The sequence below is a fragment of the Pseudomonas sp. DF5 genome (assembly GCF_058148225.1).
In genome coordinates this window covers 57,309-80,604 of sequence record NZ_JBYVYM010000020.1, presented here as the reverse complement: position 1 = coordinate 80,604, position 23,296 = coordinate 57,309, and the positions used below count along the sequence as shown (strand labels likewise).

Sequence of the window (23,296 nt, the reverse complement as noted above, 5' to 3'; positions counted from 1 at the left end):
AAGTTCGACGCAAAGGTTATTCTGTCGAGCTAACGGAGGTTTTTTATGCAGATTTATAAAGTCGGTGGTGCGGTACGCGATCGCCTGCTGGGCAAACCTGTCACCGATATCGACTGGGTCGTGGTAGGCGCCACCACTGAAGAAATGCTCGCCAAAGGCTTTCGCCCGGTGGGTGCGGATTTTCCGGTGTTTCTTCACCCAAAAAGTGGTGAGGAATACGCCCTCGCCCGCACTGAACGCAAAAGCGGTCGCGGTTACGGCGGCTTCACCTTTCACGCCAGCCCCGAAGTTACGCTCGAGGAAGACCTGATTCGTCGCGACCTGACGATCAACGCCATGGCCGAAGACGATCAGCAGAACCTGACCGACCCCTACCATGGCCAGCGAGATCTCGAAGCACGCCTGCTTCGTCACGTTTCCCCCGCGTTCGCCGAAGATCCTCTCCGTGTTCTGCGCGTTGCCCGCTTCGCCGCGCGTTATGCGGGACTGGGCTTCACCGTCGCCCCCGAGACACTGGCGCTGATGCGGCAACTCAGCGAATCGGGTGAACTGGAGGCACTGACCGCGGAACGCAGCTGGAAAGAAATCGCCCGCGCGCTGATGGAAGACCAACCCCAGGTGTTCATCCAGGTGCTGCGCGAGTGCGGTGCGCTCAAGGTGCTGATGCCGGAAGTCGATGCACTGTTCGGTGTACCGCAACCCGAAGCCCATCACCCGGAAATCGACACAGGCGTGCATACCCTGAGCGTGCTGGAGCAAGCGGCACAACACAAACAACCGCTGACCGTACGCTGGGCCTGCCTGCTGCATGACTTGGGCAAAGGACTGACGCCCGAGGAGGAATGGCCCCGCCACATCGCCCACGAGCACAAAGGCCTGAAGCTGATCAAAGCGGTCAACGAGCGCTTCAAGGCACCGAAGGATTGTCAGGAACTGGCATTGCTGGTGGGTGAGTATCACACCCATGGCCACCGGGCTCTGGAGCTGAAACCGTCGACCTTGCTGGAGTTGCTGCAGAGTTTCGACGTCTACCGTCGTCCTCAGCGCTTTGAGGAGTTTATTGCGGCGTGCGAGATGGACGCTCGAGGGCGCAAAGGCCTGGAGCAGCGAAGTTATCCACAGGCGGATTATTTGCGCGGGGCGGCGACTGCAGCGCGAAGCGTGGCGGTTCAGCCGTTGCTGGAGAAGGGATTCAAGGGGCCGGAATTGGGTGAAGCGATCAAGCGCGAGCGGCTCAAGGCGTTGAAGTCTTACAAAGACGCGGCGTCAGCCTGAAAAACTTCGCGGGCAAGCCTCGCTCCTACAGGTTGGTGCCGTTCATACAATCGACGTCAAACTTGTAGGAGCGAGGCTTGCCCGCGAAGGCGTCAGCAAGATCACAGCAGATTCAAGGGGGTCAACTGCTGACCACGCCACTCAAACGCCACTGGCGCCAACACCTGGTCGATCTGCGCCTCACTCCACAAGGCCGCAAAGCTTTTGCCTACGCCCGGATGCACTCTGTCCGGCGCAATCAGCGACAACGGCCACAGCACGAAGGCATTTTTCAGAATCTCTGCCCTGGGCAAGATCAAGCCATCGAAGTTACCCACCAGATCGCCGTACAACAACACGTCGATATCCAGCGGCAAGCCCTTGCGGTCCGGCGCGTAACGGCCGTTATCCGCTTCGATGAATTTCAGCCGCCGATCCAGCTCCATCAGCGGCAGATCGGTATAGGCCGAGACCACAAAGTTAAAAAACGGCCCGCTCTTGATCCCCACCGGCTGGCTTTCGAACACCGCCGAGCAGCGCATATCCACCAGGAAACCCGCCAGGGCGTCCAGGCCTGCCTGCAAATGGGATTCGCGCTCGATATTGCTACCGAGCCCGAGATACACCTGAGTCAGCGACATCCGCGCTCGATCTCCACACCCACGCCCTTGGCCGCCGGAACGGCACCTGGCTTGGTCAGTTTGAGGTGCATCCAGGTGATATTGAACTCACTCATCAGCACTTGCGTCAGACGCTCGGCAAACGTCTCGACCAGCTGGAACTGCGCCTGCTCGGCAAAAGCCTGGATGCGTGACGAAACGCTCGCGTAGTCGAGCGCCAGGGTCAGGTCATCACCCGCAGCAGCCGGACGATTGTCCCAGGCGAAGCTCAGATCAAGTCGCAGACACTGTCGGATGCCTCGTTCCCAGTCGTAGGCACCAATCACGGTGTCGACTTCCAGGCCCTCGATAAACACTCTGTCCAAGCACTTCTCTCCGCTGCACGACAAGGGCGCAATGCGCCGTTAGAATCAGGGCGTCCTCGCCCGGAATAGTTAGCATGTTTTGGTCAATGGCGATTTTCGCCTACCTGCTCGGCTCTCTGTCCTTCGCCATTTTGCTCAGCCGCCTGACCGGTAACCCCGATCCGCGAATGAGTGGCTCGGGTAATGCCGGTGCCACCAATATGTTTCGCCTCGCCGGCAAGAAACTCGCCACCCTGACCTTGCTCGGCGACCTCTGCAAAGGCCTGCTGCCCGTGCTGGTCGCAGGTGCAATGGGCCTTTCACTGCAGGAGCAAGCCTGGATCGGCGTCTGCGCCGTCATCGGCCACCTGTTTCCGCTGTACTTTCGCTTTCGCGGCGGCAAAGGTGTCGCCACCGCGGCCGGCATGCTGCTGGGGCTCTATCCACCCGCTGCGCTGCTGGCGATCTGTGCCTGGCTGCTGACGTTCTACCTGACCCGCACCAGCTCACTCGCCGCCCTGATCGCCACACCACTGACCCTGCCGTTGCTCGCCTGGCAAGAACCGGCGGCACTGCTGCCCATGAGCGCACTCACGGGGCTGATCGTCTGGCGTCATCGCGGCAATCTACGCGACCTGTTTGCCGGACGCGAACGGCATTTTTAAATGCCACATGTGAGAGCCGTTCATCACAGCGCCGACAACTGTTCCATTGGCCAACGCGCCTGCACGCTGATCGCCAGGCTTTCATGCTGACCGGCCTGCAAGCGCTGGCAGCCGGCAAACGCAATCATCGCGCCATTGTCGGTGCAGAACTCCGGACGGGCATAAAACACGTCGCCCTTCATGTCGCCGAGCATTTTTTCCAGTGAAGTGCGCAGCGCCTTGTTGGCGCTGACGCCGCCAGCGATCACCAGACGCTTCATGCCGGCCTGTTTCAGGGCACGCTTGCACTTGATGGTCAAAGTCTCCACCACGGCCTGCTGGAACGCCAGCGAGATGTCGCAACGGGCTTGCTCGCCGTCGTCCCCGGCGCTGATGCATTGCTGCCAGGTGTTCAAGGCGAAGGTTTTCAAACCGCTGAAGCTGAACGCCAGGCCCGGACGATCACACATCGGGCGCGGAAAGATGAAACGTCCGTCAACGCCTTGCGCCGCCAGACGAGCGATCTCCGGACCGCCCGGATAATTGAGGCCCATCATTTTTGCGGTTTTGTCGAACGCTTCGCCGGCGGCATCGTCGAGGGTCTCACCCAAGAGCGTGTACTGACCGATCCCGTCGACCTGAACCAGCTGCGTATGACCTCCCGAGACCAATAAAGCGACGAACGGGAACTCCGGTGGTTGCGGCTCCAGCATCGGCGCCAGCAAGTGACCTTCCATGTGGTGCACGCCCAACGCCGGGATACCCCAGGCAAATGCCAGCGCCTGCGCGCAGGAAGCCCCTACCAGCAAGGCTCCGACCAGGCCGGGGCCGGCGGTATAAGCAATGGCGTCGATCTCGGTCGGCACGCAGTCGGCCTCCGCCAGCACCTGACGGATCAAGGGCAGCATGCGTTTGACGTGATCGCGCGAAGCCAGCTCCGGTACCACGCCGCCATAGGCGCGATGCAGGTCGATCTGACTGAACAGCGCATCGGCCAACAACCCGCGTTCACTGTCGTAAAGCGCGACGCCGGTTTCGTCGCAAGAGGTTTCTAATCCCAGTACTAGCATGGGTTTGCGCCTTGTAGAGGCTGAATTCGAAGGCGCGCATAATAGTCGTCGCGTGATGCCCCGACCAGCGGTTTTCGATCAGAGGCTTTGCATTCCGAGCGATGAGGGGTTAACATCCGCAACCCTTAAAAACCGACGTCTTCAAGTGCTCTTTTGCCGCGAGGATGTTGACCCCGGTAATGAATGAAGGTAGCTCTGGATGCCAGCCGTCAAAGTTAAAGAGAACGAACCCTTCGACGTAGCTCTGCGTCGTTTCAAGCGCTCCTGCGAAAAAGCCGGTGTACTGGCTGAAGTTCGTAGCCGCGAATTTTACGAGAAGCCTACTTCTGAGCGTAAGCGCAAAGCAGCAGCCGCTGTTAAGCGTCACGCCAAGAAAGTACAGCGCGAACAGCGCCGCGCCGTTCGTCTGTACTAATACACAGACGATCGTAGCAAGCTTCTGCCAAGCCCGGCCCTCAGCCGGGCTAATGGCATTTGCGGAAAACGCTTGATGCTTCACCGTCAAAGCCGCAGACGCGACCGAGACAAACCTGCTTCACAGCGTCAGACCTGGCTCTTTTGCCAGCGGTGCACGTCTTTTCTGACGAGCCTTTCAAGGCTACTGACGAGCACACCCACTGATTCCTCTCACGACGATCAGCCCAAGGCGCCTTCTTGCGTGCCCGCTTATGAGCTATCCGAGGCCATTGACTGGCCGTCGCCGGACTCAGCGAAACACTTTCATATAGTCGAATGCTGATTGGTACTAACGTCAGTGGATTTTCGGCAGATACACTTCCCGACAGCGATTACGCACGCGACACCGGTCGAGCCGCACACACTGCGCGCCTCAAACAATGACCCGCGTTCGGCCGCCCTTCGTTTCGGGTCCATTTCAGCGCAGATGACGAGAACGCCATGGCCGGGCTAATTCCCCAGAGCTTCATTGACGACCTTCTGAACCGCACCGACATCGTCGACGTGGTCAGCTCGCGCCTGCAAATGAAAAAGGCCGGCAAGAACTACACCGCCTGCTGCCCGTTTCATAAAGAGAAAACCCCCTCCTTCAGCGTCAGCCCCGACAAACAGTTCTATTACTGCTTCGGCTGCGGCGCTGGCGGCAACGCCCTCGGCTTCATCATGGACCACGACAATCTGGACTTCCCCCAGGCTGTCGAAGAACTGGCCAAAGCCGCCGGCATGGAAATTCCCCGCGAAGAAAGCGGCCGCCCGCACAAACCGCGGCAGCCCACCGATTCGCCGCTGTATCCGCTGCTCACCGCTGCCGCCGATTTTTACCGCCAGGCCCTGAAAAGCCACCCGGCGCGCAAAGCGGCCGTGGATTACTTGAAAGGTCGTGGATTGACCGGCGAAATTGCTCGGGATTTCGGCCTCGGATTCGCTCCGCCCGGCTGGGATAATCTGTTCAAGCATCTGAGCAGCGACACCCTGCAGCAAAAGGCCATGATCGATGCCGGCCTGCTGGTGGAGAACGCCGAAACCGGCAAGCGCTATGACCGCTTCCGCGATCGCGTGATGTTCCCGATCCGCGACAGTCGCGGGCGCATCATCGCCTTCGGCGGCCGGGTACTGGGCGACGACAAGCCGAAATACCTGAACTCACCGGAAACCCCGGTTTTCCATAAGGGCCAGGAACTCTATGGCCTTTACGAAGCGCGCAAGAACAACCGCAACCTCGACGAAATCATCGTCGTCGAAGGCTACATGGACGTCATCGCCCTCGCCCAGCAAGGCCTGCGCAATGCTGTGGCAACCCTGGGCACCGCCACCAGCGAAGAGCACTTGAAGCGACTGTTTCGCGTCGTACCCAACGTACTGTTCTGCTTCGACGGCGACCAGGCCGGCCGCAACGCTGCCTGGCGTGCACTGGAAGCGACGTTGCCGAGCCTGCAGGACGGACGGCGCGCACGCTTTCTATTCCTGCCCGAAGGCGAAGACCCGGACACGCTGGTCCGCTCCGAAGGCACTGACGCCTTCCGCGCGCGGATCAATCAGCATGCACAGCCATTGGCCGATTATTTTTTCCAACAGCTGACCGAGGAATCGGACCCGCGCTCGCTGGAAGGCAAGGCCCACATGGCCACCCTCGCCGCGCCACTGATCGACAAAGTCCCGGGCGCCAACCTGCGCATTCTGATGCGCCAGCGCCTGACCGAAATTACCGGGCTCAGCGGTGAAGCCGTGAGCCAACTGGTGCAAAGCGCACCTCAAGAAGCACCACCGGCGTACGACCCGGGCATTGATTACGACGCCATGCCGGATTACAGCGACTACCATCAGCCGCAGGCGCAGGAGATGTATGTGCCGCAGCAGGAGTGGACGCCGAAGAAACCGGGAGCCGGCGGCAAAAAATGGGACAAGAAGCCGTGGGACAAGAACGGCAAACGTGGCGGCGATCGCGATCAACCACGCGCGCCACGAGTACCGGCTGCTGTAGAGCCACCCACCCTGGCCGCCTTGCGCACGTTGCTGCATCACCCGCAATTGGCCGAAAAAGTCGAGGATGCCGGGCACTTTGCGGCCGAAGACCACACTAACACGCAACTGCTGGTCGCCCTGCTCGAAGCCGTACAGAAGAATCCCAAGCTAAACTCATTTCAACTGATTGCGCGCTGGCACGGCACTGAACAGGGCCGACTGCTGAAAGCGCTGGCAGAAAAGGAATGGCTGATTGATGGAGATAACCTTGAACAACAGTTTTTCGACACCATTACTAGCTTGTCAGCCCGCCAACGCGAGCGAAATCTGGAACAACTTCTTCGAAAAGCGCGTCAAAGTGAGTTGAGTGCCGAAGAGAAAAATCAACTGCGCGACCTTTTAAGCCGCAATGTTTGCGCATCAAACCCGACCTCAACTGGCGCGTGAGGTCATAGCTCAGGTATAATCCTCGGCTTGTTTTTTGCCCGCCAAGACCTTCAGTGGATAGGGTGTTATGTCCGGAAAAGCGCAACAGCAGTCTCGTATCAAAGAGTTGATCACACTTGGTCGTGAGCAGGGCTACCTGACTTACGCGGAGGTCAACGACCACCTGCCGGAGGATATTTCAGATCCGGAACAGGTGGAAGACATCATCCGCATGATCAATGACATGGGGATCAACGTATTCGAGGTTGCGCCAGATAAGGATTCCCTTATGCTGGCCGACGCCGATACCGACGAAGCCGCGGCCGAAGAGGCAGCAGCAGCGTTGGCAGCGGTCGAGACCGACATTGGTCGCACCACCGACCCAGTGCGCATGTACATGCGTGAAATGGGTACGGTAGAGCTCCTCACACGTGAAGGCGAAATCGAAATCGCCAAGCGTATTGAAGAGGGCATCCGCGAAGTGATGGGCGCAATCGCGCACTTCCCTGGCACGGTTGACCATATTCTCTCCGAGTACACTCGCGTCACCACCGAAGGTGGCCGCCTGTCCGACGTCCTGAGCGGTTATATCGACCCGGACGACGGCATTGCGCCGCCTGCAGCCGAAGTGCCGCCGCCTGTCGATTCGAAAGCCGTTAAAGCGGACGACGACACCGACGACGATGACGCCGAAGCGAGCGATGACGAAGAAGAAGCCGAAAGCGGTCCGGATCCGATCATCGCCGCACAGCGCTTTGGCGCTGTTGCTGATCAGATGGAAATCACCCGCAAGGCGCTGAAAAAGCACGGTCGCCACAACAAGGCAGCGATTGCCGAGCTGTTGGCCCTGGCCGAGCTGTTCATGCCGATCAAACTGGTGCCGAAGCAATTCGAAGGCCTGGTCGAGCGTGTTCGCAGTGCCCTGGATCGTCTGCGTCAGCAAGAGCGCGCGATCATGCAACTGTGCGTTCGTGACGCCCGCATGCCGCGTGCCGACTTCCTGCGCCAGTTCCCGGGCAACGAAGTCGACGAGAGCTGGAGCGATGCACTGGCCAAAGGCAAAAGCAAATACGCTGAAGCCATTGGTCGCCTGCAACCGGACATCATTCGTTGCCAGCAGAAGCTGACCGCGCTGGAAACCGAAACCGGTTTGACGATCGCCGAGATCAAGGACATCAACCGTCGCATGTCGATCGGTGAGGCCAAGGCCCGCCGCGCGAAGAAAGAGATGGTCGAAGCGAACTTGCGTCTGGTGATCTCCATCGCCAAGAAGTACACCAACCGTGGCCTGCAGTTCCTCGATCTGATCCAGGAAGGCAACATTGGCTTGATGAAAGCGGTAGACAAGTTCGAATACCGCCGTGGCTACAAATTCTCGACTTATGCCACCTGGTGGATCCGTCAGGCGATCACTCGCTCGATCGCCGACCAGGCCCGCACCATCCGTATTCCGGTGCACATGATCGAGACGATCAACAAGCTCAACCGTATTTCCCGGCAGATGTTGCAGGAAATGGGTCGCGAACCGACCCCGGAAGAGCTGGGCGAACGCATGGAAATGCCTGAGGACAAGATCCGCAAGGTATTGAAGATCGCTAAAGAGCCGATCTCCATGGAAACCCCGATCGGTGATGACGAAGACTCCCATCTGGGTGACTTCATCGAAGACTCGACCATGCAGTCGCCAATCGATGTCGCTACCGTTGAGAGCCTTAAAGAAGCGACTCGCGAAGTCCTGTCCGGCCTCACTGCCCGTGAAGCCAAGGTTCTGCGCATGCGCTTCGGTATCGATATGAATACCGACCACACCCTTGAGGAGGTTGGTAAGCAGTTCGACGTGACCCGTGAACGGATTCGTCAGATCGAAGCCAAGGCGCTGCGCAAGCTGCGCCACCCGACGAGAAGCGAGCATTTGCGCTCCTTCCTCGACGAGTGATCACAAAACCCCCGGCCCAGGCCGGGGGTTTTGCTTTATGCAGATTAAATGCCCCGCACGTCCCCCCCTCCGAATAGCCCGTCTACACTCGAAACATTCCCCCCAAGCCATAACGAGAGCGTTATGCCCAGATGGTCGACCGTGCTTTTTTTGCTGTCGCTGATGACCTGGACCGCAACGGCTGGCGCGCTGACTCTGACCGATGAAGAACGTAGTTGGCTGGCGGCTCATCCGGAATTGCGCCTGGGCGTGGATGCGTCCTGGCCGCCGTTTGAATTTCGCGACGATCATGGGCGTTATCAGGGCCTGGCAGCGGACTATATCAACGTCATCCGGCAACGGCTGGCGATCAAACTCACGCCCATCGAACCGGTCAGTTGGACTGAAGTGCTGCAGCAGGCCAAACAAGGCAAGCTAGACATCTTGCCGGGCATCATGTCGACCCCGGAACGCCAGACCTATCTGTCTTTCACCCGCCCCTACCTCGATTTTCCGATTGTCATTCTGGCCCACGTCGGCGGCCCCCAACCACGCAAACTCGAAGACCTGTACGGGCTGAAGATCGCCGTGGTGGAAAACTACGCTCCCCATGAACTGTTGCGCACCCACCATCCCGATCTGAATCTGGTGGCGATGCCCAACGTCAGCTCGGCGCTGCAGGCGCTTGCCACCGACGCCGTGGACGCCGTCGTGGGCGACCTAGCCTCCAGCGTCTGGAGTCTGCGCCAGCTCAAGCTCGACGGGCTCTACGTCAGCGGTGAGACGCCCTACCGCTACCAATTGGCGATGGCCGTCCCCCCGAACGACAAGCTGTTGGTCAGCATCCTGGACAAAGTCCTGGCAGACATGAGTCCGAGTGAAATCAGCGCCATCCAGGAGCATTGGGTCGGTAACGTCCTGGACCATCGGACCTTCTGGTCCGACGTGCTGGTTTACGGCCTGCCAGGACTATTGGCTCTGATGACCGTGCTGGCAGTGGTGATCCGGATCAATCGCCGACTGAGTTCGGAAATTGCCCGCAGGGTCGACCTGGAACAGGAACTGCGCAGCAGCGAATACCATTACCGCGGGCTGGTGGAGAGTCTTTCAGCCATCGCCTGGGAAGCGCAGATCAGCGATTACACCTACAGCTACGTGTCACCCCACGCCCAGGATCTCCTCGGTTACCCCCTGTCCCATTGGCTGATTCCGGGCTTCTGGCGCAACATCATCCACCCCGCGGACCTCACCCGCGCTCAGGCCTTCTGCGACCGCGAAGTGGCGGCCGGGCGCGATCACAGCGTCGATTACCGGGTCATCACCGCTGACGGCCGCTGTCTGTGGGTCCGCGATATCGTCAGCCTGATCGAACACGGCCATGAACCGGTCCTGCGCGGGCTGATGATCGACATCAGCGAAGCCAAGCGCACCGAAGAGGCGCTGCGCCTGTCGGAGCAGAAGTTCGCCTCAGTGTTCCAGCAATGCCCGGATATTCTGGTGATCGCACGGCTTTCCGATGGCTGCCTGCTGGAAGTCAACGAAGCGTTCGAGGAGCAGATCGGCCTCAAGGCCGAAGACGTCATCGGCCAGACCGCCACCGACCTGAATATCTGGGGCGTTCCTGGCGTAGGACCGGGTTTGCTACAGCGGTTGCAGGCCGGCAGCATCCGCAACCTGGAGATGCCCTTTCGCCGCAGCAATGGCCAGGTGTTCACCGGCCTGATCTCCGCCGAGCCTTTCGACCTCGATACAACCCCGGCCCTAGTGGTCGTCGTACGAGATATCAGTCAGCTCAAGGAAACCCAGCAGCAACTGCAAACCTCCGAAGAGAAATTCGCCAAGGCTTTCCACGCCTCCCCTGACGGCTTGCTGCTGTCCCGGCAGAGCGACGGCCTGCTATTGGAAGTCAATGAAGGTTTCAGCCGCATTACCGGATTCAACAGCGCGATGTCTGTGGATCGGTCGGCGCTGGATCTGGGGATCTGGGTCAATCTCAACGAGCGCAAACAGATGCTCGAATTGCTGCACCGGGATGGTTTCGTCCGCGACTTCAGTTGCCACATCCGCCGCAAGGACGGGCAGATCCGGCTCTGCGAAGTTTCAAGCCGGCCGCTGCCTATCGGCGATGAAGACTGCATGCTGACCATCGCCCGGGACATCACCGAGCGGCACCTGATGCAGGAAAAACTGCAACAGGCCGCCACCGTGTTCGAAAGCACCGCCGAGGGTGTCTTGATCACCGACACCCAACAGCACATCAGCGCAGTCAATCGGGCCTTCACCGAAATCACCGGCTACAGCGAGACCGAAGCACTGGGCCACACCCCTCGCCTGCTCGCCTCAGGCCTGCACGACAGCGCCTTCTATGCGGCGATGTGGCATCAACTGACCGCCGAAGGTCATTGGCAAGGCGAGATTTCCAACCGGCGCAAGAACGGCGAGCTCTACCCGAGCTGGCTGACCATCAGCGCCGTGCGCAACCGGGACAAACTCATCACCCACTTTGTCGCGGTGTTCGCGGACATTTCCAGCCTCAAGCATGCGCAAGCCAAACTCGACTACCAGGCGCACCACGATCCGCTGACCGGCCTGCCGAATCGCACACTGTTCGAAAGCCGCCTGCTGACCGCGCTGAACAACCAGCAGGAAAACGGTGGCCAAGGCGCCGTGCTATTCCTGGACCTGGACCGCTTCAAACACATCAACGACAGCCTCGGTCACCCGGTCGGTGACCTGCTGCTCAAAGGCATCGCCGTACGCCTCAAGGAGCAGTTGCGCGATATCGACACCGTGGCGCGGCTGGGTGGCGACGAATTCATCATCCTGCTCCCCGGCCTGCAACAGGCCAGCGATGCCGACAACATTGCCACCAAGCTGCTCAATTGCTTCAGCGCCCCTTTCCAGGCCGGCGAGCACGAGTTTTTCATCAGCGCCAGTATCGGCACCAGCCTGTATCCCAAGGACGGCTGCGACGTTGCCACGCTGGTCAAGAACGCCGATGCCGCGATGTATCGTTCCAAGGCCAAGGGCCGTAACCGGGTCGAAAGCTACACCCGCGACCTCACCGCCCAGGCCAGCGAGCGCGTGGCGCTGGAGCATGAATTGCGACGCGCCATCGAGCGCAATGAGCTGTTTTTGTACTACCAGCCCAAAATCAGCCTCAAGGATCATCGGCTGGTCGGTGCCGAAGCGCTGATTCGCTGGCATCACCCGACCTTCGGCGATGTGCCCCCCGAGCACTTCATTCCCCTGGCCGAAGAAAACGGCATGATCCTGCAAATCGGTGACTGGGTACTGGAGACCGCCTGCCGGCAGATGTACGAGTGGAGTCAGGTCTATGAGTGCCTCGGCCCACTCTCGGTCAACCTCGCAGGTGCTCAGTTACGCCAGCCGAACCTGCTCGGTCGGATCGAGCAGCTGCTCAAGGACAACCGCCTCAAACCTGATTTTCTGCAACTGGAAATTACCGAAAACTTCATCATGAGCCAGGCTGAGGAAGCGCTGGCGGTGCTGCACCAACTCAAACGCCTGGGTGTGCAGCTGGCGATCGATGATTTCGGCACCGGCTATTCGTCCCTGAGCTACCTCAAGCGCCTGCCGCTGGACATCCTCAAAATCGACCAGTCCTTCGTCCGCGGCTTGCCGGACGACCCGCACGACGCGGCGATTGTCCGCGCAATCATCGCCCTGGGCCGCAGCATGCAATTCACCGTCATCGCCGAAGGCGTCGAAACCCATGCCCAGCAACAATTCCTCACCACCGAAGGCTGCGAACAGATCCAGGGCTACATCGTCAGCCTGCCACTTTCCCCCGACGAATTCGCCGCGACGTTTCTTCGTATAGCCGTATCGGATTTTTCGGATAGCACAGCCGAGAAACCATCGCTATAATCCGCGGCCTACTGAGGGCCTATAGCTCAGTTGGTTAGAGCAGAGGACTCATAATCCTTTGGTCCACGGTTCAAGTCCGTGTGGGCCCACCAAACTCAAAAGCCGCGCATTGCGCGGCTTTTGTGCATCTGAGACATTCACTCTCGATGGATCATTTCCGTTCAATTCACTATCAGTGTCCACAAAACGTCTACAGAGACCGCTGGCTCTATCAGATACCGAGCGTGAATGGACGGTATACCCACCCCTCAACATCCTCACCATCGATCTCCACAGATACATGACACCAGTTTGAGGTGCTATCTGCCGGGGAGTTGGCTCGCTGGCGATGAGACCCGTGCAGACGTCAAATTCCCCGGGGCCTCACATCAAAGACCGTTTGCATCTTAGTCACCGCTTGTTGAAAATCATCGTCTTTTTGCACGAATGGATACGCGCATGAAGTTCGAGAAGACCACGCAGTACAGGTCCGAGGAAGGGATCGTCTTCAATCTGTCTCAAATCACCCTCATGGAAAGCGACCGAGGTCGCCTGCGCGAGCTGCACTTTGGCGAAGCGAAACGCGCCCATTACCAAGTCAACAGCATGGTCGTCTATATGTACGACCGAATGCAGACTCGAAACCTGCCATGCCTGCTGACAGTCTGCATTTCCAATCCCCTGACCCGGCAGCAGGCCGATGCTATCAGCACTATGCGCGGCAACGTCGCCAAGGGAATTGCTGCGGTCTCAGGTGGCGTTGCCGGGAGGGTAGGTGCGTTGGCGGGCCGCTCATTGGCTGGGCTTCAGGTGCAGTCGTGACGACAGGTGTCAACTGGTACCTCAAAGGGGCCCTGCCGAACCTGCATGCAGGTGACGTGCTGGTCAGCATCGAGGGAGAGGTCCATGGCGGGATTGGCCCACAGCGCTCTGTCGTGACGCTGGTCATCAAGGTCTGAGGAACTGCACATGCCCTACATCATGCAAACTGTCGTCCTTCTGGTGCTGGGCGCGATCCTCGTTCAGTTTCTGAAACCATACCCGCTGCGCAAGTGGCTGGGTTTGGCGCTGCTGGCAACGGGCTTGGTCAGCATCTTCAAGGTTGGTGAGCAGCAGGTGCTGGGCTTTGACCTGGAGCTGCTAGCACTGCTGGCCGTGCCGCTGGGCGTGGTGCTTTTCCTGACGCGGCGGCGGTTCACGGAGGGGGACTGAAGCCCTGGCACGATTTCTCGGTGCCGTCTCTGACCCAAAATCATATGGGACAACAGTCGATCAACAGCGCGTTGATCGATGATCTTAGCGTTGGACCTTGCCGGCGGATTGGGGGTTACTTTGAACATAGGCCGCAAAATCAGTACAACCACGGTACAGTACTCAGCTTGAGCAGCCTTCTCAAAATTACGCTTAACGCCACGTATTACGGGGCCTCCAGCTATGCCAACCTACGTTCACCTACGAACGCTTTCTCTAGGCATACCAGCTCGCCCAGCAACTCATAATCCTTTGGTCCACGGTTCAAGTCTGTGTGGGCCCACCAAACAAGAAAGCCGCGCTAATGCGCGGCTTTTGGCTTTCTGAGATTGAGGTTTGATTTTAGGGTTCAGACCAGCCGAGCCACCAAGGCGACGACAGCAAAGGTCACCAGGGCCAGAGCGGCGCCGAGCCCGAACGGCAGTAGTATCGCTCGGGTCGCGGTGGGGGCCGGGCTACGCATGTCTTCAGCCAAGGCGGCCACGTCTCGGTGCAACTGCTCAATGCTGGCTTGAGTCGTGGGGGGTGTGGACATACTGCTTCTTCCTGTGTGGATCACGGGCTCTGCCTAATGCGCTTACCCTAGTTGGATACGGTGAGCTGCTCCGTGGCAAAACTCAAGTGCCGCCGATGATTGGCTGCGCTCTGACGGGCTCGGTATTAGAGCTTGGACCACAGCCCGACAGCGGCGACGAAGGCGGTGACCAGACCGACGCCCACCGCAAACGGATACCAAAAAGCTTCCTGTCTAAGCTTGCTTTCTTCGGCCATAAACTTGCGGGTCTCGGCCATGAATTTCCGGATTTCGACTTGGAGCTTATCGAGTTCCAGATTATCGCGGTCATTCTGTAGCATCAGTCATCCTGTCGGAGCTCGGGTCGCACCATGTGCGCTGCTCCGAGGCGGGTCGTGCGTCATTTTTCCTGTCTGCCGTCTAGGTTATATTTTGCGCAGATGGTGGGTTATCGGATGACGTCCGCTAACGTTGTAGGCAAACTCCGAGAATTGCGTAATGGGCGCATTTGGGCACTTTGCCGCCTTGTTGGGCTTTTCTTCGACGGGATACTCTCCAGACGTCGCTGCCAATGCAGCGATCGGGTGTGGTAACCCGGTGAAACCAGCACAACAGTGCACTCATTACGAATACAGGCAGTTTTTATGCCTGTGATCTTGATATGGCGGCTGTGCGTGGGACGCCCTCGGGCGTGCCGGTTTCCTTGGTTCCCGGTTTACCACCCTGCGTACAGCTGCCACCTTTTCGTGTGGTAACGAAAAGGGCAGCTCCTCGAACCCAGGAGTAGAACCATGACCAAAACAATTCCGCCCGCAGCTTCCGAACTGAAAACCATCGGCCTCACGCCCTTCACCTATTGCTCGGATCAGCCACTGTTCCACGTCAGCGCTGGCGTCCCCATCCTCGACGCATTGACTCAAACCTCCGACCTGCTATCCCTCGCCAAATCATTTGCCGAGGACGCAGCCTACGCAAAAGACACCGACCGCCACGCCTGGGCCGCGCACTATCTGACGGCGATGAGCAAAGCGGTGATTGATGATGTGGTGAAAGTGCTGACACCGCGACCTGCCCGGACCGCGACGGAGTCCGAAGAATAGCGGCCGAAAACCGTGGGATCAGCCCCGAGTAGGAACTAGGGGTAATGCCCGTCAGTTAAGCCTTAATGCAATCTGTAGCAGCTGGCGAAGCCTGCTGCTACAGGGAGTGCGGCGCGGCGGGCCAAACACTCAACATTGGAATGGCCTGCACGGGGCCCAGCCGCTCAAGCACTTCACCGGTCAACACAACCTCATACGTATCCGCCGGCCGCCCCCACTGCTCAACAATGACCATGCGCTCCACCAAAAGTCCTGCCAATCCAGTAATCGTCTCGGCCAATTCTTCGACGATTTCTTGAGTGCGCAACCACAAGCGATCATTAATTTCTGTCAGCTCAGCAATGATGCGATCAGACGACGCTGGATCCGTATCGGGATAGGCGATGTTTCGAAGCAAGTACCGCAACTCTCTTATTTTTGCGTGATCCTGTTCCGCTCCAAACTCTCCGTTCAGGATGGCTGCCGCTTTCGACTTATGGACGCGTTTCTCGGGCGAGTGCTTTGCAGGCAAGGTCTGCGCCATGGCGCCGGCGCAGAGGACCATTATGCGGGCTTCCAAATGTTCCTTCATGGCTTCGAGCGACGAAATGGACCGCGTCAAGGTAATGGAGGCCCCGCCATGATGCGTCAGGCCCATGGTCACTTTCAGGGTCACATCACCCGTTTCAAAACCCAGGGCTCGGGCTACGACGTAATGCCCCATTTCGTGATTGGCAATTTGCAATGCATAGTCGCGCAGAGCCGCAGGCATACCCTTCATTTCATCCCCTCGCTTCGCAGCTCCTGGTTACGCATTCGACTACGAGTGAGAATTTGTGTCCATCCAATTAACCCGTTGAGGGCATGGACTGCCTGTAATATGCCTGCCCATTGCTCTGTACCGCTGGAGATACCCCTTTGCCTGACACTCGCCCGCCCGTTCTCGACGAAATCGACCGCCAATTGATCGCCGCCCTGCAGATCAATGCCCGTGAAAGTGTGGCCATGCTCGCCCGGCAGCTGGGCATCGCCCGCACCACCGTCACTTCGCGCCTGGCACGGTTGGAAAAGGCCAAGGTGATCACCGGTTACGGTGTGCGACTGGGTCAGCGTGTGGTGGATGGCGGATTGCAGGCTTACGTCGGGATTACGGTGCAACCGAGGTCTGGCAAGGAAGTGCTGCGACGACTTAGCGCCATGGCTCAGGTGCAGCAGCTGTGTGCGGTGAGTGGCGAGTTTGATTATGTGGCGTGGTTGCGCACCGATTCGCCGGAGCAGCTGGATCAGTTGCTGGATCAGATTGGAAGTGTAGATGGGGTGGAGAAGACGACGACTTCGATCATCCTGAGCAGCAAGATTGATCGAGGGCAGCCGGTTTGAGGCCTTCGGTGTCTGGTCGGGCCTCATCGCGGGCAAGTCGGATCGCCGCACTGCTCACACCTACAATATGTAGTGATATATCGTCATATTGATAAAACAATTAGCAAAACGACGACACATTGCGTCTTATTAACGTGTTCTACGCTCTCTAGAATGGCTGCCATCTTTTCCTATACTCAGACGCGCATCCTGCGTCGGGTCGCCAGCAAGGTCAGCCATGAACAAGAACAATCGCCATCCTGCAGACGGTAAAAAACCAGTCACTATTTTCGGCCCGGATTTTCCTTTCGCCTTCGACGACTGGATCGAGCACCCGGCCGGCCTGGGGAGCATTCCAACGCACAATCACGGCGCCGAAGTGGCGATTGTCGGGGCTGGCATTGCCGGTCTGGTGGCCGCCTATGAACTGATGAAACTGGGCCTCAAACCGGTCGTCTACGAAGCCTCGAAAATGGGCGGTCGTCTGCGCTCCCAGGCGTTCAACGGTGCCGAAGGCATCATCGCCGAGCTCGGCGGCATGCGTTTCCCGGTGTCTTCTACTGCGTTTTACCACTACGTCGACAAGCTCGGCCTCGAGACAAAGCCCTTCCCGAACCCATTGACACCCGCGTCTGGCAGCACGGTGATCGATCTGGAAGGCAAAACCCATTACGCACAGAAACTGGCGGATCTTCCTGCACTGTTCCAGGAAGTCGCTGACGCCTGGGCCGATGCCCTGGAAGACGGTTCGCGCTTCGGCGAGATCCAGCAAGCGATCCGTGATCGCGACGTGCCGCGCCTCAAGGAATTGTGGAACACCCTCGTGCCGTTGTGGGACGACCGCACGTTCTACGATTTCGTCGCCACCTCCAAAGCCTTCGCCAAGCTATCGTTCCATCATCGCGAAGTGTTCGGCCAGGTCGGTTTCGGCACCGGTGGCTGGGACTCGGACTTCCCCAACTCGATGCTGGAAATCTTCCGCGTGGTAATGACCAACTGCGACGATCACCAACACCTGGTGGTCGGCGGCGTGGAACAAGTGCCGCAGGGTATCTGGCGCCATGTGCCGGAGCGTTGCGTGCACTGGCCGGAAGGCACCAGCCTTAGCTCGCTGCACAACGGCGCGCCACGTACCGGCGTGAAGAAAATTGCCCATGCGGCAGGCGGCCGTTTTGCGGTCACCGACAACTGGGGCGATACGCGCGAATACGCAGCGGTGCTGACCACTTGCCAGAGCTGGCTGCTGACCACCCAAATCGAATGCGACGAGAGCCTGTTCTCGCAAAAGATGTGGATGGCCCTGGACCGCACTCGCTACATGCAGTCGTCGAAAACTTTTGTGATGGTCGACCGCCCGTTCTGGAAGGACAAAGACCCGGAAACCGGCCGCGACCTGATGAGCATGACCCTCACTGATCGCCTGACCCGTGGCACGTACTTGTTCGATAACGGCGACGACAAGCCTGGGGTGATTTGCCTGTCGTACTCGTGGATGAGCGACGCCCTGAAAATGCTTCCACAGCCAGTGGAAAAGCGCGTGAAGCTGGCGCTGGATGCGCTGAAGAAGATCTACCCGAAAGTCGACATCGCCGCGCGGATCATCGGCGATCCGATCACCGTGTCGTGGGAAGCCGACCCACATTTCCTCGGAGCCTTCAAAGGCGCCCTGCCCGGTCACTACCGCTACAACCAGCGCATGTACGCGCACTTCATGCAGGACGACATGCCGCCCGAGCAACGCGGGATTTTCATCGCCGGCGATGACGTTTCGTGGACGCCGGCGTGGGTTGAAGGCGCGGTGCAGACCTCGCTCAACGCGGTGTGGGGCATCATGAAACACTTCGGCGGTGAAACTCACGCCGAAAACCCGGGTCCAGGAGATGTGTTCAACGAAATCGGTCCGATCGCCCTGCCCGAGTAAGAGGAATCCGAAATGCGCGTAGCCCTTTACCAATGTCCACCGCTGCCCCTGGATGTCCCAGGCAACCTGCAACGCCTGCATCAACTGGCGCTGGAGGCCAAGGGCGCGGACTTGCTGGTGGTACCGGAGATGTTCCTGACCGGCTACAACATCGGCATAGACGCCGTCAGCGTGCTGGCGGAGGTGCACAACGGTGAATCGGCGCAGCACATCGCGCGCATCGCCAAGGCAGCCGGGATCGCCATTTTGTATGGCTACCCCGAGCGTACCGAGGACGGGCAGATCTACAACGCCGTGCAGTTGATCGACGCCAATGGCGAGCGGCTGTGCAACTACCGCAAGACTCATCTGTTCGGTGACCTCGATCACTCGATGTTCAGCCCCGGGCCGGATGAGTTTCCGTTGGTTGAACTCAACGGCTGGAAGCTTGGCTTTTTGATCTGCTACGACCTGGAATTCCCGGAGAACGCCCGGCGTTTGGCGTTGGCCGGAGCCGAGTTGATCCTGGTGCCGACGGCGAACATGATTCCCTACGATTTCATCGCCGACGTCACCGTCCGCGCCCGGGCCTTCGAAAACCAGTGTTATGTGGCTTACGCCAACTACTGCGGGAGCGAGGGCGAGATCCAGTATTGCGGCCAGAGCAGCATCGCCGCGCCGGATGGAAGCCGTATCGCCCAGGCCGGCCTTGATGAAGCACTGATTGTCGGTGAGCTGGATCGCCAGCTGATGATCGATTCCCGCGCTGCCAATCGCTACTTCCTCGATCGCCGTCCCGAGCTTTACGGCGCGCTGAACAAGCGCTGATCCACTTAGGGGGCGTTCTCAATCAGTTTCCCCGGCGCAGTGTGGAAACTCATTGAGAACGCCCCCTAATCCGCTAGCATTAGCGCTTCCCTGTTCTGGAAGTGCTCATGCCTGCGCTGAATCACCCCCACCTTCACACTGAAACCCTGGCCAACGGTCTGCGGGTGACGCTGCGTCATGCTCCCGGTTTGAAGCGCTGCGCCGCGGCGTTGCGGGTCGCTGCCGGCAGTCACGACGTGCCACCGGCCTGGCCGGGGCTGGCGCACTTTCTTGAGCATTTGCTGTTCCTGGGTACGGAGCGCTTTCCTGCAGAGCAAGGGCTGATGGCCTACGTACAAGGTCATGGCGGGCAGGTGAATGCGCGCACCAGCGAACGGACGACGGACTTCTTTTTCGAACTGCCGCCCCAGGCGTTCAGCGCTGGGCTGGAGCGTCTGTCAGACATGCTCGCCCATCCGCGTATGAATCCGGATGATCAGCGGCGCGAACGGGAAGTGCTACACGCTGAATTTGTCGCCTGGTCGCGGGATGCCACAGCCCAGCAGCAATTCGCGCTGTTCGATGGGCTCTCGGCGGCTCACCCGTTACGGGCGTTTCATGCTGGCAACCGTTACAGCCTGCCGATTCCACAGCCCGAGTTTCAGCAAGCGTTGAAGGACTTTTATCAGCAGTTTTATCAGACCGGGCAGATGACGCTGAGCCTGGCCGGCCCGCAGAGCCTCGAAGCATTGAAAGGGGCGGCGCAGGCGTTTGCCCTTGCCATTCCCGCCGGAGAAAAAGTCCCCCAGGCAAAGCCCAACCTGTTGATGGATTCATCGGCCAATAGTTATCAACAGGCTGGAGAACGTCGACTGGATCTGCTGTTCACCTTCGAAGGGCTGCCCGACTCATCGCCCGAAGCGCTGGCATTCCTGTGCCATTGGCTGACCGCCGCAAAACCCGGCGGCCTGGTCGCGCAGCTGCGAGACAGCGGGCTGGCAGACAACCTGAAAGCCGCGCCGCTCTACTGCTACGCCGGGCAAGCCTTGCTGCACATCGAATTCACGCAGCCCGCAAACGCCACGCAATCGGGCAACGTGATCTGCGAACGGCTTCTGGATTGGCTGGGCTTTTTTGCCTCCCGTCAGGATTGGGCCCAATTGCGCGAAGAATACGCAGCCCTGCAGCAGCGCCAACAACAAGTCAGCAGCGCCTTGCAACTGGTCCAACGGGACAGTGAGCAACTTGAACCGGGGTTGTCCGAACAGGGCGTTGTCGCCCTCAAGGCAATCCTGCAACAAATCGGCGCTGTGGATAACTTCACCGGCCAGTGGCAACTGCCGACCCCCAACCCGTTTTTGCGTACCGATACTCCAGCCCCGAATGCCGGCTTGATTCGCGGCCAGACCAGCGCCCACCGTGGCCTGCGGACCTTTGCCCAGGATCGCTCGCGCAGTCGCCGCGAACGTTCGCCGATGCAGTTCAGTCAGGCGTTGCCGGATAACACGGATGAAGGCGCGGTTTATCTGCGCTGGCGCCTGGAGTCGGCGCCTCATGGCCGTCTTCAGACCAATCTGGAAAACAACCTGGGGCCGTTGCGCGAGGATGCACGTCAGGCCGGTGTCGACGTTTCCTTCAGCGCATCGGGCAATGAGTGGCTGCTGAAACTGACGGGCCTGCAGGAGCCGATGCCAACAGTCCTCGAACATGTGCTGAAAGCGCTGACAAAACCTGATGCCCGTTTCTTACAGGAAGCACCGACGGCCACCCCATTGATGCCGATTCGACAGCTGCTCAAGGCGTTGCCCGATCTATGCACTGAGCACACCGCAGCCTCGGATGACTTGCAGCAACTCTGGTCGAGTGCGCGCTGGGATGGCCTGGCGACCGGACTGTCGGCCCAGACGCAAGCGGCGATGGGGTTGGCGTTGAGTCGTGTGCCGGGAACGCCTGACCATCAATCGACGTTGCCTTTGTCGATCGGCTCACAGCATCTCTGGAACGCCATCGATACCGGCTCCAGCGAACACGCGCTGTTACTCTTTTGTCCGACGGCAACCCATAACATCGCCGACGAAGCTGCCTGGCGCTTGCTCGCACATGTGTGCCAGACACCGTTCTATCAACGCTTGCGGGTGGAGCTGCAGCTCGGTTACGCGGTGTTCAGCGGCCTGCGCCAGATCAACGGTCAGACCGGGCTGTTGTTCGGCGTGCAATCGCCGAGCGTCGCGCCTCTGGACTTGTTGCAGCACATCGAACAATTCCTCGGCGAACTGGAAGGGATGATCGAAAGCATCGATGAGCTGACCTTCATCGCCCAACGCCAAGCCCTGGCCAACCAATTCGACAGCACCGCCCTGCCCAACGCCCAGGCCGCCGAACTGCTCTGGCAAGGGAAACTGGCCGGCCACTCGTCGGATTATCTGGGCCTTTTACCTCAAGCGATTCTGATGATCGACCGCAAAGCCTTACTGGCCGCGGCACAGCGACTGAATAGGGCCGAAGGCGGCTGGCGCTGTCTGGCCAGCGGACCTTGCCCGACTACGCGTTGGCAAGTGGCAAAATGATCATTACCGGCGCTGCAATTAGCTTTCTCAAAGATTCGCAGCCAATCGCTCTGTAATTTTGAGTAACATAGCCACCTAACTATCTGAACATCTCCGACTGGAGGTGGACTATATGTATAGGTCTCAACTGTCCCATCCACCCGAAGGAGCGCTCTTATGTCCTGGTCCAAACCTGCTTACACCGACCTGCGTATCGGCTTCGAAGTCACCATGTACTTCGCAAGCCGCTAAGCTCTGCCGTTTGGTAGAGAATGCAGTGCTACGCCTCGGCTTGCCGGGGCGTTTTTATTTTCAGTTTTCAATGATGGAGCGGCCATGTTTGTCCAGATTCTAGGTTCCGCCGCCGGCGGCGGTTTCCCCCAGTGGAACTGCAACTGCGCGAACTGCGCAGGTTTTCGCGACGGCAGCCTGCGGGCCGAGGCGCGTACCCAGTCGTCCATCGCGATTTCCGATGACGGCGTGAACTGGGTGCTGTGCAATGCTTCGCCGGACATCCGCGCCCAGCTCCAGAGTTTCGCGCCGATGCAACCGGGACGCGCGCTGCGTGATACCGGCATCAGCGCAATCATCCTGATGGACAGCCAGATCGACCACACCACCGGCCTGCTCAGCCTGCGCGAAGGTTGCCCGCATCAGGTCTGGTGCACTGACATGGTCCACGAAGACCTGAGCACCGGGTTCCCGTTGTTCACCATGCTGACCCACTGGAATGGCGGGTTGAACTGGAACCGTATCGAGCTCGATCAGAGCTTCACCGTCCCGGCCTGCCCGAACCTGCGTTTCACCCCACTGCCCCTGCGCAGCGCCGCCCCACCCTACTCGCCGCACCGCTTCGACCCGCATCCGGGCGACAACATCGGCCTGATCGTCGAAGACCTGAGCACCGGCGGTAAATTGTTCTATGCACCGGGCCTGGGCAGGGTCGATGCTCCGCTGTTGAAAATCATGGCCAGCAGCGATTGCCTGTTGGTGGACGGTACGATGTGGGACGACGACGAGATGCAGCGCCGTGGTGTCGGCACGCGCACGGGGCGGGAAATGGGCCACTTGGCGCAGAACGGCCCCGGCGGCATGCTCGAAGTGCTGGAACAACTGCCCAAGCAGCGCAAAGTGCTTATCCACATCAACAACACCAACCCGATTCTCGATGAGGATTCGCCAGAGCGTGCGGAGCTGGCCCGTCGTGAAGTTGAAGTGGCTTATGACGGCATGAGTATTGTGCTGTAGCGGATGGCCCCATCGCGGGCAAGCCACGCTC

At 59.4% G+C, this 23,296-nt stretch carries 22 protein-coding genes and 1 tRNA gene; 17 read left to right on the top strand and 6 right to left on the bottom strand.

Going from position 1 to position 23,296, the window contains the following annotated elements:
* Window positions 1-45 precede the first annotated feature (45 nt).
* A complete protein-coding gene (locus AC30D7_RS18920) occupies window positions 46-1,275 on the top strand; it encodes a multifunctional CCA addition/repair protein (protein WP_490135080.1) in 1,230 nt (409 codons plus the stop codon).
* Window positions 1,276-1,376: 101 nt separating this feature from the next.
* Here AC30D7_RS18920 and folK read toward each other — a convergent pair whose 3' ends face one another.
* Both folK and folB read right to left on the bottom strand, forming a co-directional pair.
* On the bottom strand, window positions 1,377-1,895 hold the full coding sequence (folK, locus tag AC30D7_RS18915) for a 2-amino-4-hydroxy-6-hydroxymethyldihydropteridine diphosphokinase (RefSeq protein WP_490135079.1): 519 nt from the start codon (window positions 1,893-1,895) through the stop codon (window positions 1,377-1,379).
* Window positions 1,886-2,239 carry a dihydroneopterin aldolase gene (gene folB, locus AC30D7_RS18910; RefSeq protein ID WP_490135078.1) on the bottom strand — a complete coding sequence of 118 codons (354 nt, stop codon included), beginning with the start codon at window positions 2,237-2,239 and terminating at the stop codon, window positions 1,886-1,888. Before folB ends, folK begins: the two co-directional genes overlap by 10 nt.
* A gap of 74 nt (window positions 2,240-2,313) precedes the next feature.
* Here folB and plsY point away from each other — a divergent pair, with 74 nt between their 5' ends.
* Window positions 2,314-2,883 (top strand): glycerol-3-phosphate 1-O-acyltransferase PlsY, encoded by a 570-nt coding sequence (plsY, locus tag AC30D7_RS18905; RefSeq protein ID WP_490135077.1) that lies wholly within the window; start codon window positions 2,314-2,316, stop codon window positions 2,881-2,883.
* A 23-nt stretch (window positions 2,884-2,906) separates the two neighbouring features.
* Here the strand turns inward: plsY and tsaD are convergent, their stop codons facing one another.
* On the bottom strand, window positions 2,907-3,932 hold the full coding sequence (gene tsaD, locus AC30D7_RS18900) for a tRNA (adenosine(37)-N6)-threonylcarbamoyltransferase complex transferase subunit TsaD (protein WP_490135076.1): 1,026 nt from the start codon (window positions 3,930-3,932) through the stop codon (window positions 2,907-2,909).
* A gap of 199 nt (window positions 3,933-4,131) precedes the next feature.
* Between tsaD and rpsU the strand changes: the two genes are divergently transcribed.
* The 8 genes from rpsU (at window position 4,132) to AC30D7_RS18860 (ending at window position 13,773) form a co-directional block, all read left to right on the top strand.
* Entirely contained in the window at window positions 4,132-4,347 is a 216-nt protein-coding gene (gene rpsU, locus AC30D7_RS18895) for a 30S ribosomal protein S21 (protein WP_002551877.1), read from the top strand.
* A gap of 482 nt (window positions 4,348-4,829) precedes the next feature.
* On the top strand, window positions 4,830-6,797 hold the full coding sequence (gene dnaG, locus AC30D7_RS18890) for a DNA primase (protein ID WP_018928839.1): 1,968 nt from the start codon (window positions 4,830-4,832) through the stop codon (window positions 6,795-6,797).
* A gap of 67 nt (window positions 6,798-6,864) precedes the next feature.
* A complete protein-coding gene (gene rpoD / locus AC30D7_RS18885; RefSeq protein WP_490135075.1) occupies window positions 6,865-8,712 on the top strand; it encodes an RNA polymerase sigma factor RpoD in 1,848 nt (615 codons plus the stop codon).
* Window positions 8,713-8,835: 123 nt separating this feature from the next.
* Window positions 8,836-12,582 (top strand): bifunctional diguanylate cyclase/phosphodiesterase, encoded by a 3,747-nt coding sequence (locus tag AC30D7_RS18880; RefSeq protein WP_490135074.1) that lies wholly within the window; start codon window positions 8,836-8,838, stop codon window positions 12,580-12,582.
* A 15-nt stretch (window positions 12,583-12,597) separates the two neighbouring features.
* Window positions 12,598-12,674: transfer RNA gene (locus AC30D7_RS18875), tRNA-Ile, on the top strand.
* Window positions 12,675-13,020: 346 nt separating this feature from the next.
* Window positions 13,021-13,383, top strand: a complete 363-nt coding sequence (locus tag AC30D7_RS18870) for a hypothetical protein (protein ID WP_490135073.1) — start codon at window positions 13,021-13,023, stop codon at window positions 13,381-13,383.
* Entirely contained in the window at window positions 13,380-13,520 is a 141-nt protein-coding gene (locus AC30D7_RS18865; RefSeq protein WP_310660899.1) for a hypothetical protein, read from the top strand. Before AC30D7_RS18870 ends, AC30D7_RS18865 begins: the two co-directional genes overlap by 4 nt.
* Before the next feature lie 10 nt (window positions 13,521-13,530).
* Window positions 13,531-13,773 (top strand): hypothetical protein, encoded by a 243-nt coding sequence (locus AC30D7_RS18860; protein ID WP_054594326.1) that lies wholly within the window; start codon window positions 13,531-13,533, stop codon window positions 13,771-13,773.
* Between the two features lie 388 nt (window positions 13,774-14,161).
* On the opposite strand, the gene AC30D7_RS18855 is transcribed toward AC30D7_RS18860, so the two are convergent.
* Both AC30D7_RS18855 and AC30D7_RS18850 read right to left on the bottom strand, forming a co-directional pair.
* Window positions 14,162-14,347, bottom strand: a complete 186-nt coding sequence (locus AC30D7_RS18855) for a hypothetical protein (RefSeq protein WP_007936539.1) — start codon at window positions 14,345-14,347, stop codon at window positions 14,162-14,164.
* 125 nt (window positions 14,348-14,472) lie between these two features.
* Window positions 14,473-14,667, bottom strand: a complete 195-nt coding sequence (locus AC30D7_RS18850) for a hypothetical protein (RefSeq protein ID WP_019580723.1) — start codon at window positions 14,665-14,667, stop codon at window positions 14,473-14,475.
* Window positions 14,668-15,117: 450 nt separating this feature from the next.
* On the opposite strand from AC30D7_RS18850, the gene AC30D7_RS18845 reads away from it, so the two are divergent.
* Complete coding sequence (locus AC30D7_RS18845; protein ID WP_019580722.1) at window positions 15,118-15,426, top strand: DUF3077 domain-containing protein; 309 nt, start codon at window positions 15,118-15,120, stop codon at window positions 15,424-15,426.
* 97 nt (window positions 15,427-15,523) lie between these two features.
* Here AC30D7_RS18845 and AC30D7_RS18840 read toward each other — a convergent pair whose 3' ends face one another.
* Window positions 15,524-16,186 (bottom strand): peptidase M41, encoded by a 663-nt coding sequence (locus AC30D7_RS18840; RefSeq protein ID WP_490135072.1) that lies wholly within the window; start codon window positions 16,184-16,186, stop codon window positions 15,524-15,526.
* 137 nt (window positions 16,187-16,323) lie between these two features.
* On the opposite strand from AC30D7_RS18840, the gene AC30D7_RS18835 reads away from it, so the two are divergent.
* The 6 genes from AC30D7_RS18835 (at window position 16,324) to pqqB (ending at window position 23,265) form a co-directional block, all read left to right on the top strand.
* Window positions 16,324-16,785 carry an Lrp/AsnC family transcriptional regulator gene (locus AC30D7_RS18835; protein ID WP_007980298.1) on the top strand — a complete coding sequence of 154 codons (462 nt, stop codon included), beginning with the start codon at window positions 16,324-16,326 and terminating at the stop codon, window positions 16,783-16,785.
* 217 nt (window positions 16,786-17,002) lie between these two features.
* A complete protein-coding gene (locus AC30D7_RS18830; protein WP_490135071.1) occupies window positions 17,003-18,685 on the top strand; it encodes a flavin monoamine oxidase family protein in 1,683 nt (560 codons plus the stop codon).
* 12 nt (window positions 18,686-18,697) lie between these two features.
* Window positions 18,698-19,492, top strand: a complete 795-nt coding sequence (locus tag AC30D7_RS18825) for a carbon-nitrogen hydrolase family protein (protein WP_490135070.1) — start codon at window positions 18,698-18,700, stop codon at window positions 19,490-19,492.
* Between the two features lie 107 nt (window positions 19,493-19,599).
* Window positions 19,600-22,038, top strand: a complete 2,439-nt coding sequence (pqqF, locus tag AC30D7_RS18820; RefSeq protein WP_490135069.1) for a pyrroloquinoline quinone biosynthesis protein PqqF — start codon at window positions 19,600-19,602, stop codon at window positions 22,036-22,038.
* A gap of 156 nt (window positions 22,039-22,194) precedes the next feature.
* A complete protein-coding gene (pqqA, locus tag AC30D7_RS18815; RefSeq protein ID WP_009045898.1) occupies window positions 22,195-22,269 on the top strand; it encodes a pyrroloquinoline quinone precursor peptide PqqA in 75 nt (24 codons plus the stop codon).
* A gap of 84 nt (window positions 22,270-22,353) precedes the next feature.
* Window positions 22,354-23,265: a pyrroloquinoline quinone biosynthesis protein PqqB gene (gene pqqB, locus AC30D7_RS18810; protein ID WP_490135068.1), complete on the top strand. Its 912-nt coding sequence runs from the start codon at window positions 22,354-22,356 to the stop codon at window positions 23,263-23,265.
* Window positions 23,266-23,296 lie beyond the last annotated feature (31 nt).

Excerpts from the sequence above, each read along its gene's own strand:
- pqqB (WP_490135068.1), top strand. The coding sequence starts at position 22,354 with ATGTTTGTCCAGATTCTAGGTTCCGCCGCCGGCGGCGGTTTCCCCCAG.
- pqqF (WP_490135069.1), top strand. The coding sequence starts at position 19,600 with ATGCCTGCGCTGAATCACCCCCACCTTCACACTGAAACCCTGGCCAAC.
- tsaD (WP_490135076.1), bottom strand. The coding sequence starts at position 3,932 with ATGCTAGTACTGGGATTAGAAACCTCTTGCGACGAAACCGGCGTCGCG.
- AC30D7_RS18840 (WP_490135072.1), bottom strand. The coding sequence starts at position 16,186 with ATGAAGGGTATGCCTGCGGCTCTGCGCGACTATGCATTGCAAATTGCC.
- AC30D7_RS18880 (WP_490135074.1), top strand. The coding sequence starts at position 8,836 with ATGCCCAGATGGTCGACCGTGCTTTTTTTGCTGTCGCTGATGACCTGG.
- AC30D7_RS18855 (WP_007936539.1), bottom strand. The coding sequence starts at position 14,347 with ATGTCCACACCCCCCACGACTCAAGCCAGCATTGAGCAGTTGCACCGA.
- rpsU (WP_002551877.1), top strand. The coding sequence starts at position 4,132 with ATGCCAGCCGTCAAAGTTAAAGAGAACGAACCCTTCGACGTAGCTCTG.
- AC30D7_RS18845 (WP_019580722.1), top strand. The coding sequence starts at position 15,118 with ATGACCAAAACAATTCCGCCCGCAGCTTCCGAACTGAAAACCATCGGC.
- rpoD (WP_490135075.1), top strand. The coding sequence starts at position 6,865 with ATGTCCGGAAAAGCGCAACAGCAGTCTCGTATCAAAGAGTTGATCACA.
- dnaG (WP_018928839.1), top strand. The coding sequence starts at position 4,830 with ATGGCCGGGCTAATTCCCCAGAGCTTCATTGACGACCTTCTGAACCGC.
- folK (WP_490135079.1), bottom strand. The coding sequence starts at position 1,895 with ATGTCGCTGACTCAGGTGTATCTCGGGCTCGGTAGCAATATCGAGCGC.
- plsY (WP_490135077.1), top strand. The coding sequence starts at position 2,314 with ATGTTTTGGTCAATGGCGATTTTCGCCTACCTGCTCGGCTCTCTGTCC.
- AC30D7_RS18870 (WP_490135073.1), top strand. The coding sequence starts at position 13,021 with ATGAAGTTCGAGAAGACCACGCAGTACAGGTCCGAGGAAGGGATCGTC.
- AC30D7_RS18920 (WP_490135080.1), top strand. The coding sequence starts at position 46 with ATGCAGATTTATAAAGTCGGTGGTGCGGTACGCGATCGCCTGCTGGGC.
- AC30D7_RS18825 (WP_490135070.1), top strand. The coding sequence starts at position 18,698 with ATGCGCGTAGCCCTTTACCAATGTCCACCGCTGCCCCTGGATGTCCCA.
- AC30D7_RS18830 (WP_490135071.1), top strand. The coding sequence starts at position 17,003 with ATGAACAAGAACAATCGCCATCCTGCAGACGGTAAAAAACCAGTCACT.
- AC30D7_RS18850 (WP_019580723.1), bottom strand. The coding sequence starts at position 14,667 with ATGCTACAGAATGACCGCGATAATCTGGAACTCGATAAGCTCCAAGTC.
- AC30D7_RS18860 (WP_054594326.1), top strand. The coding sequence starts at position 13,531 with ATGCCCTACATCATGCAAACTGTCGTCCTTCTGGTGCTGGGCGCGATC.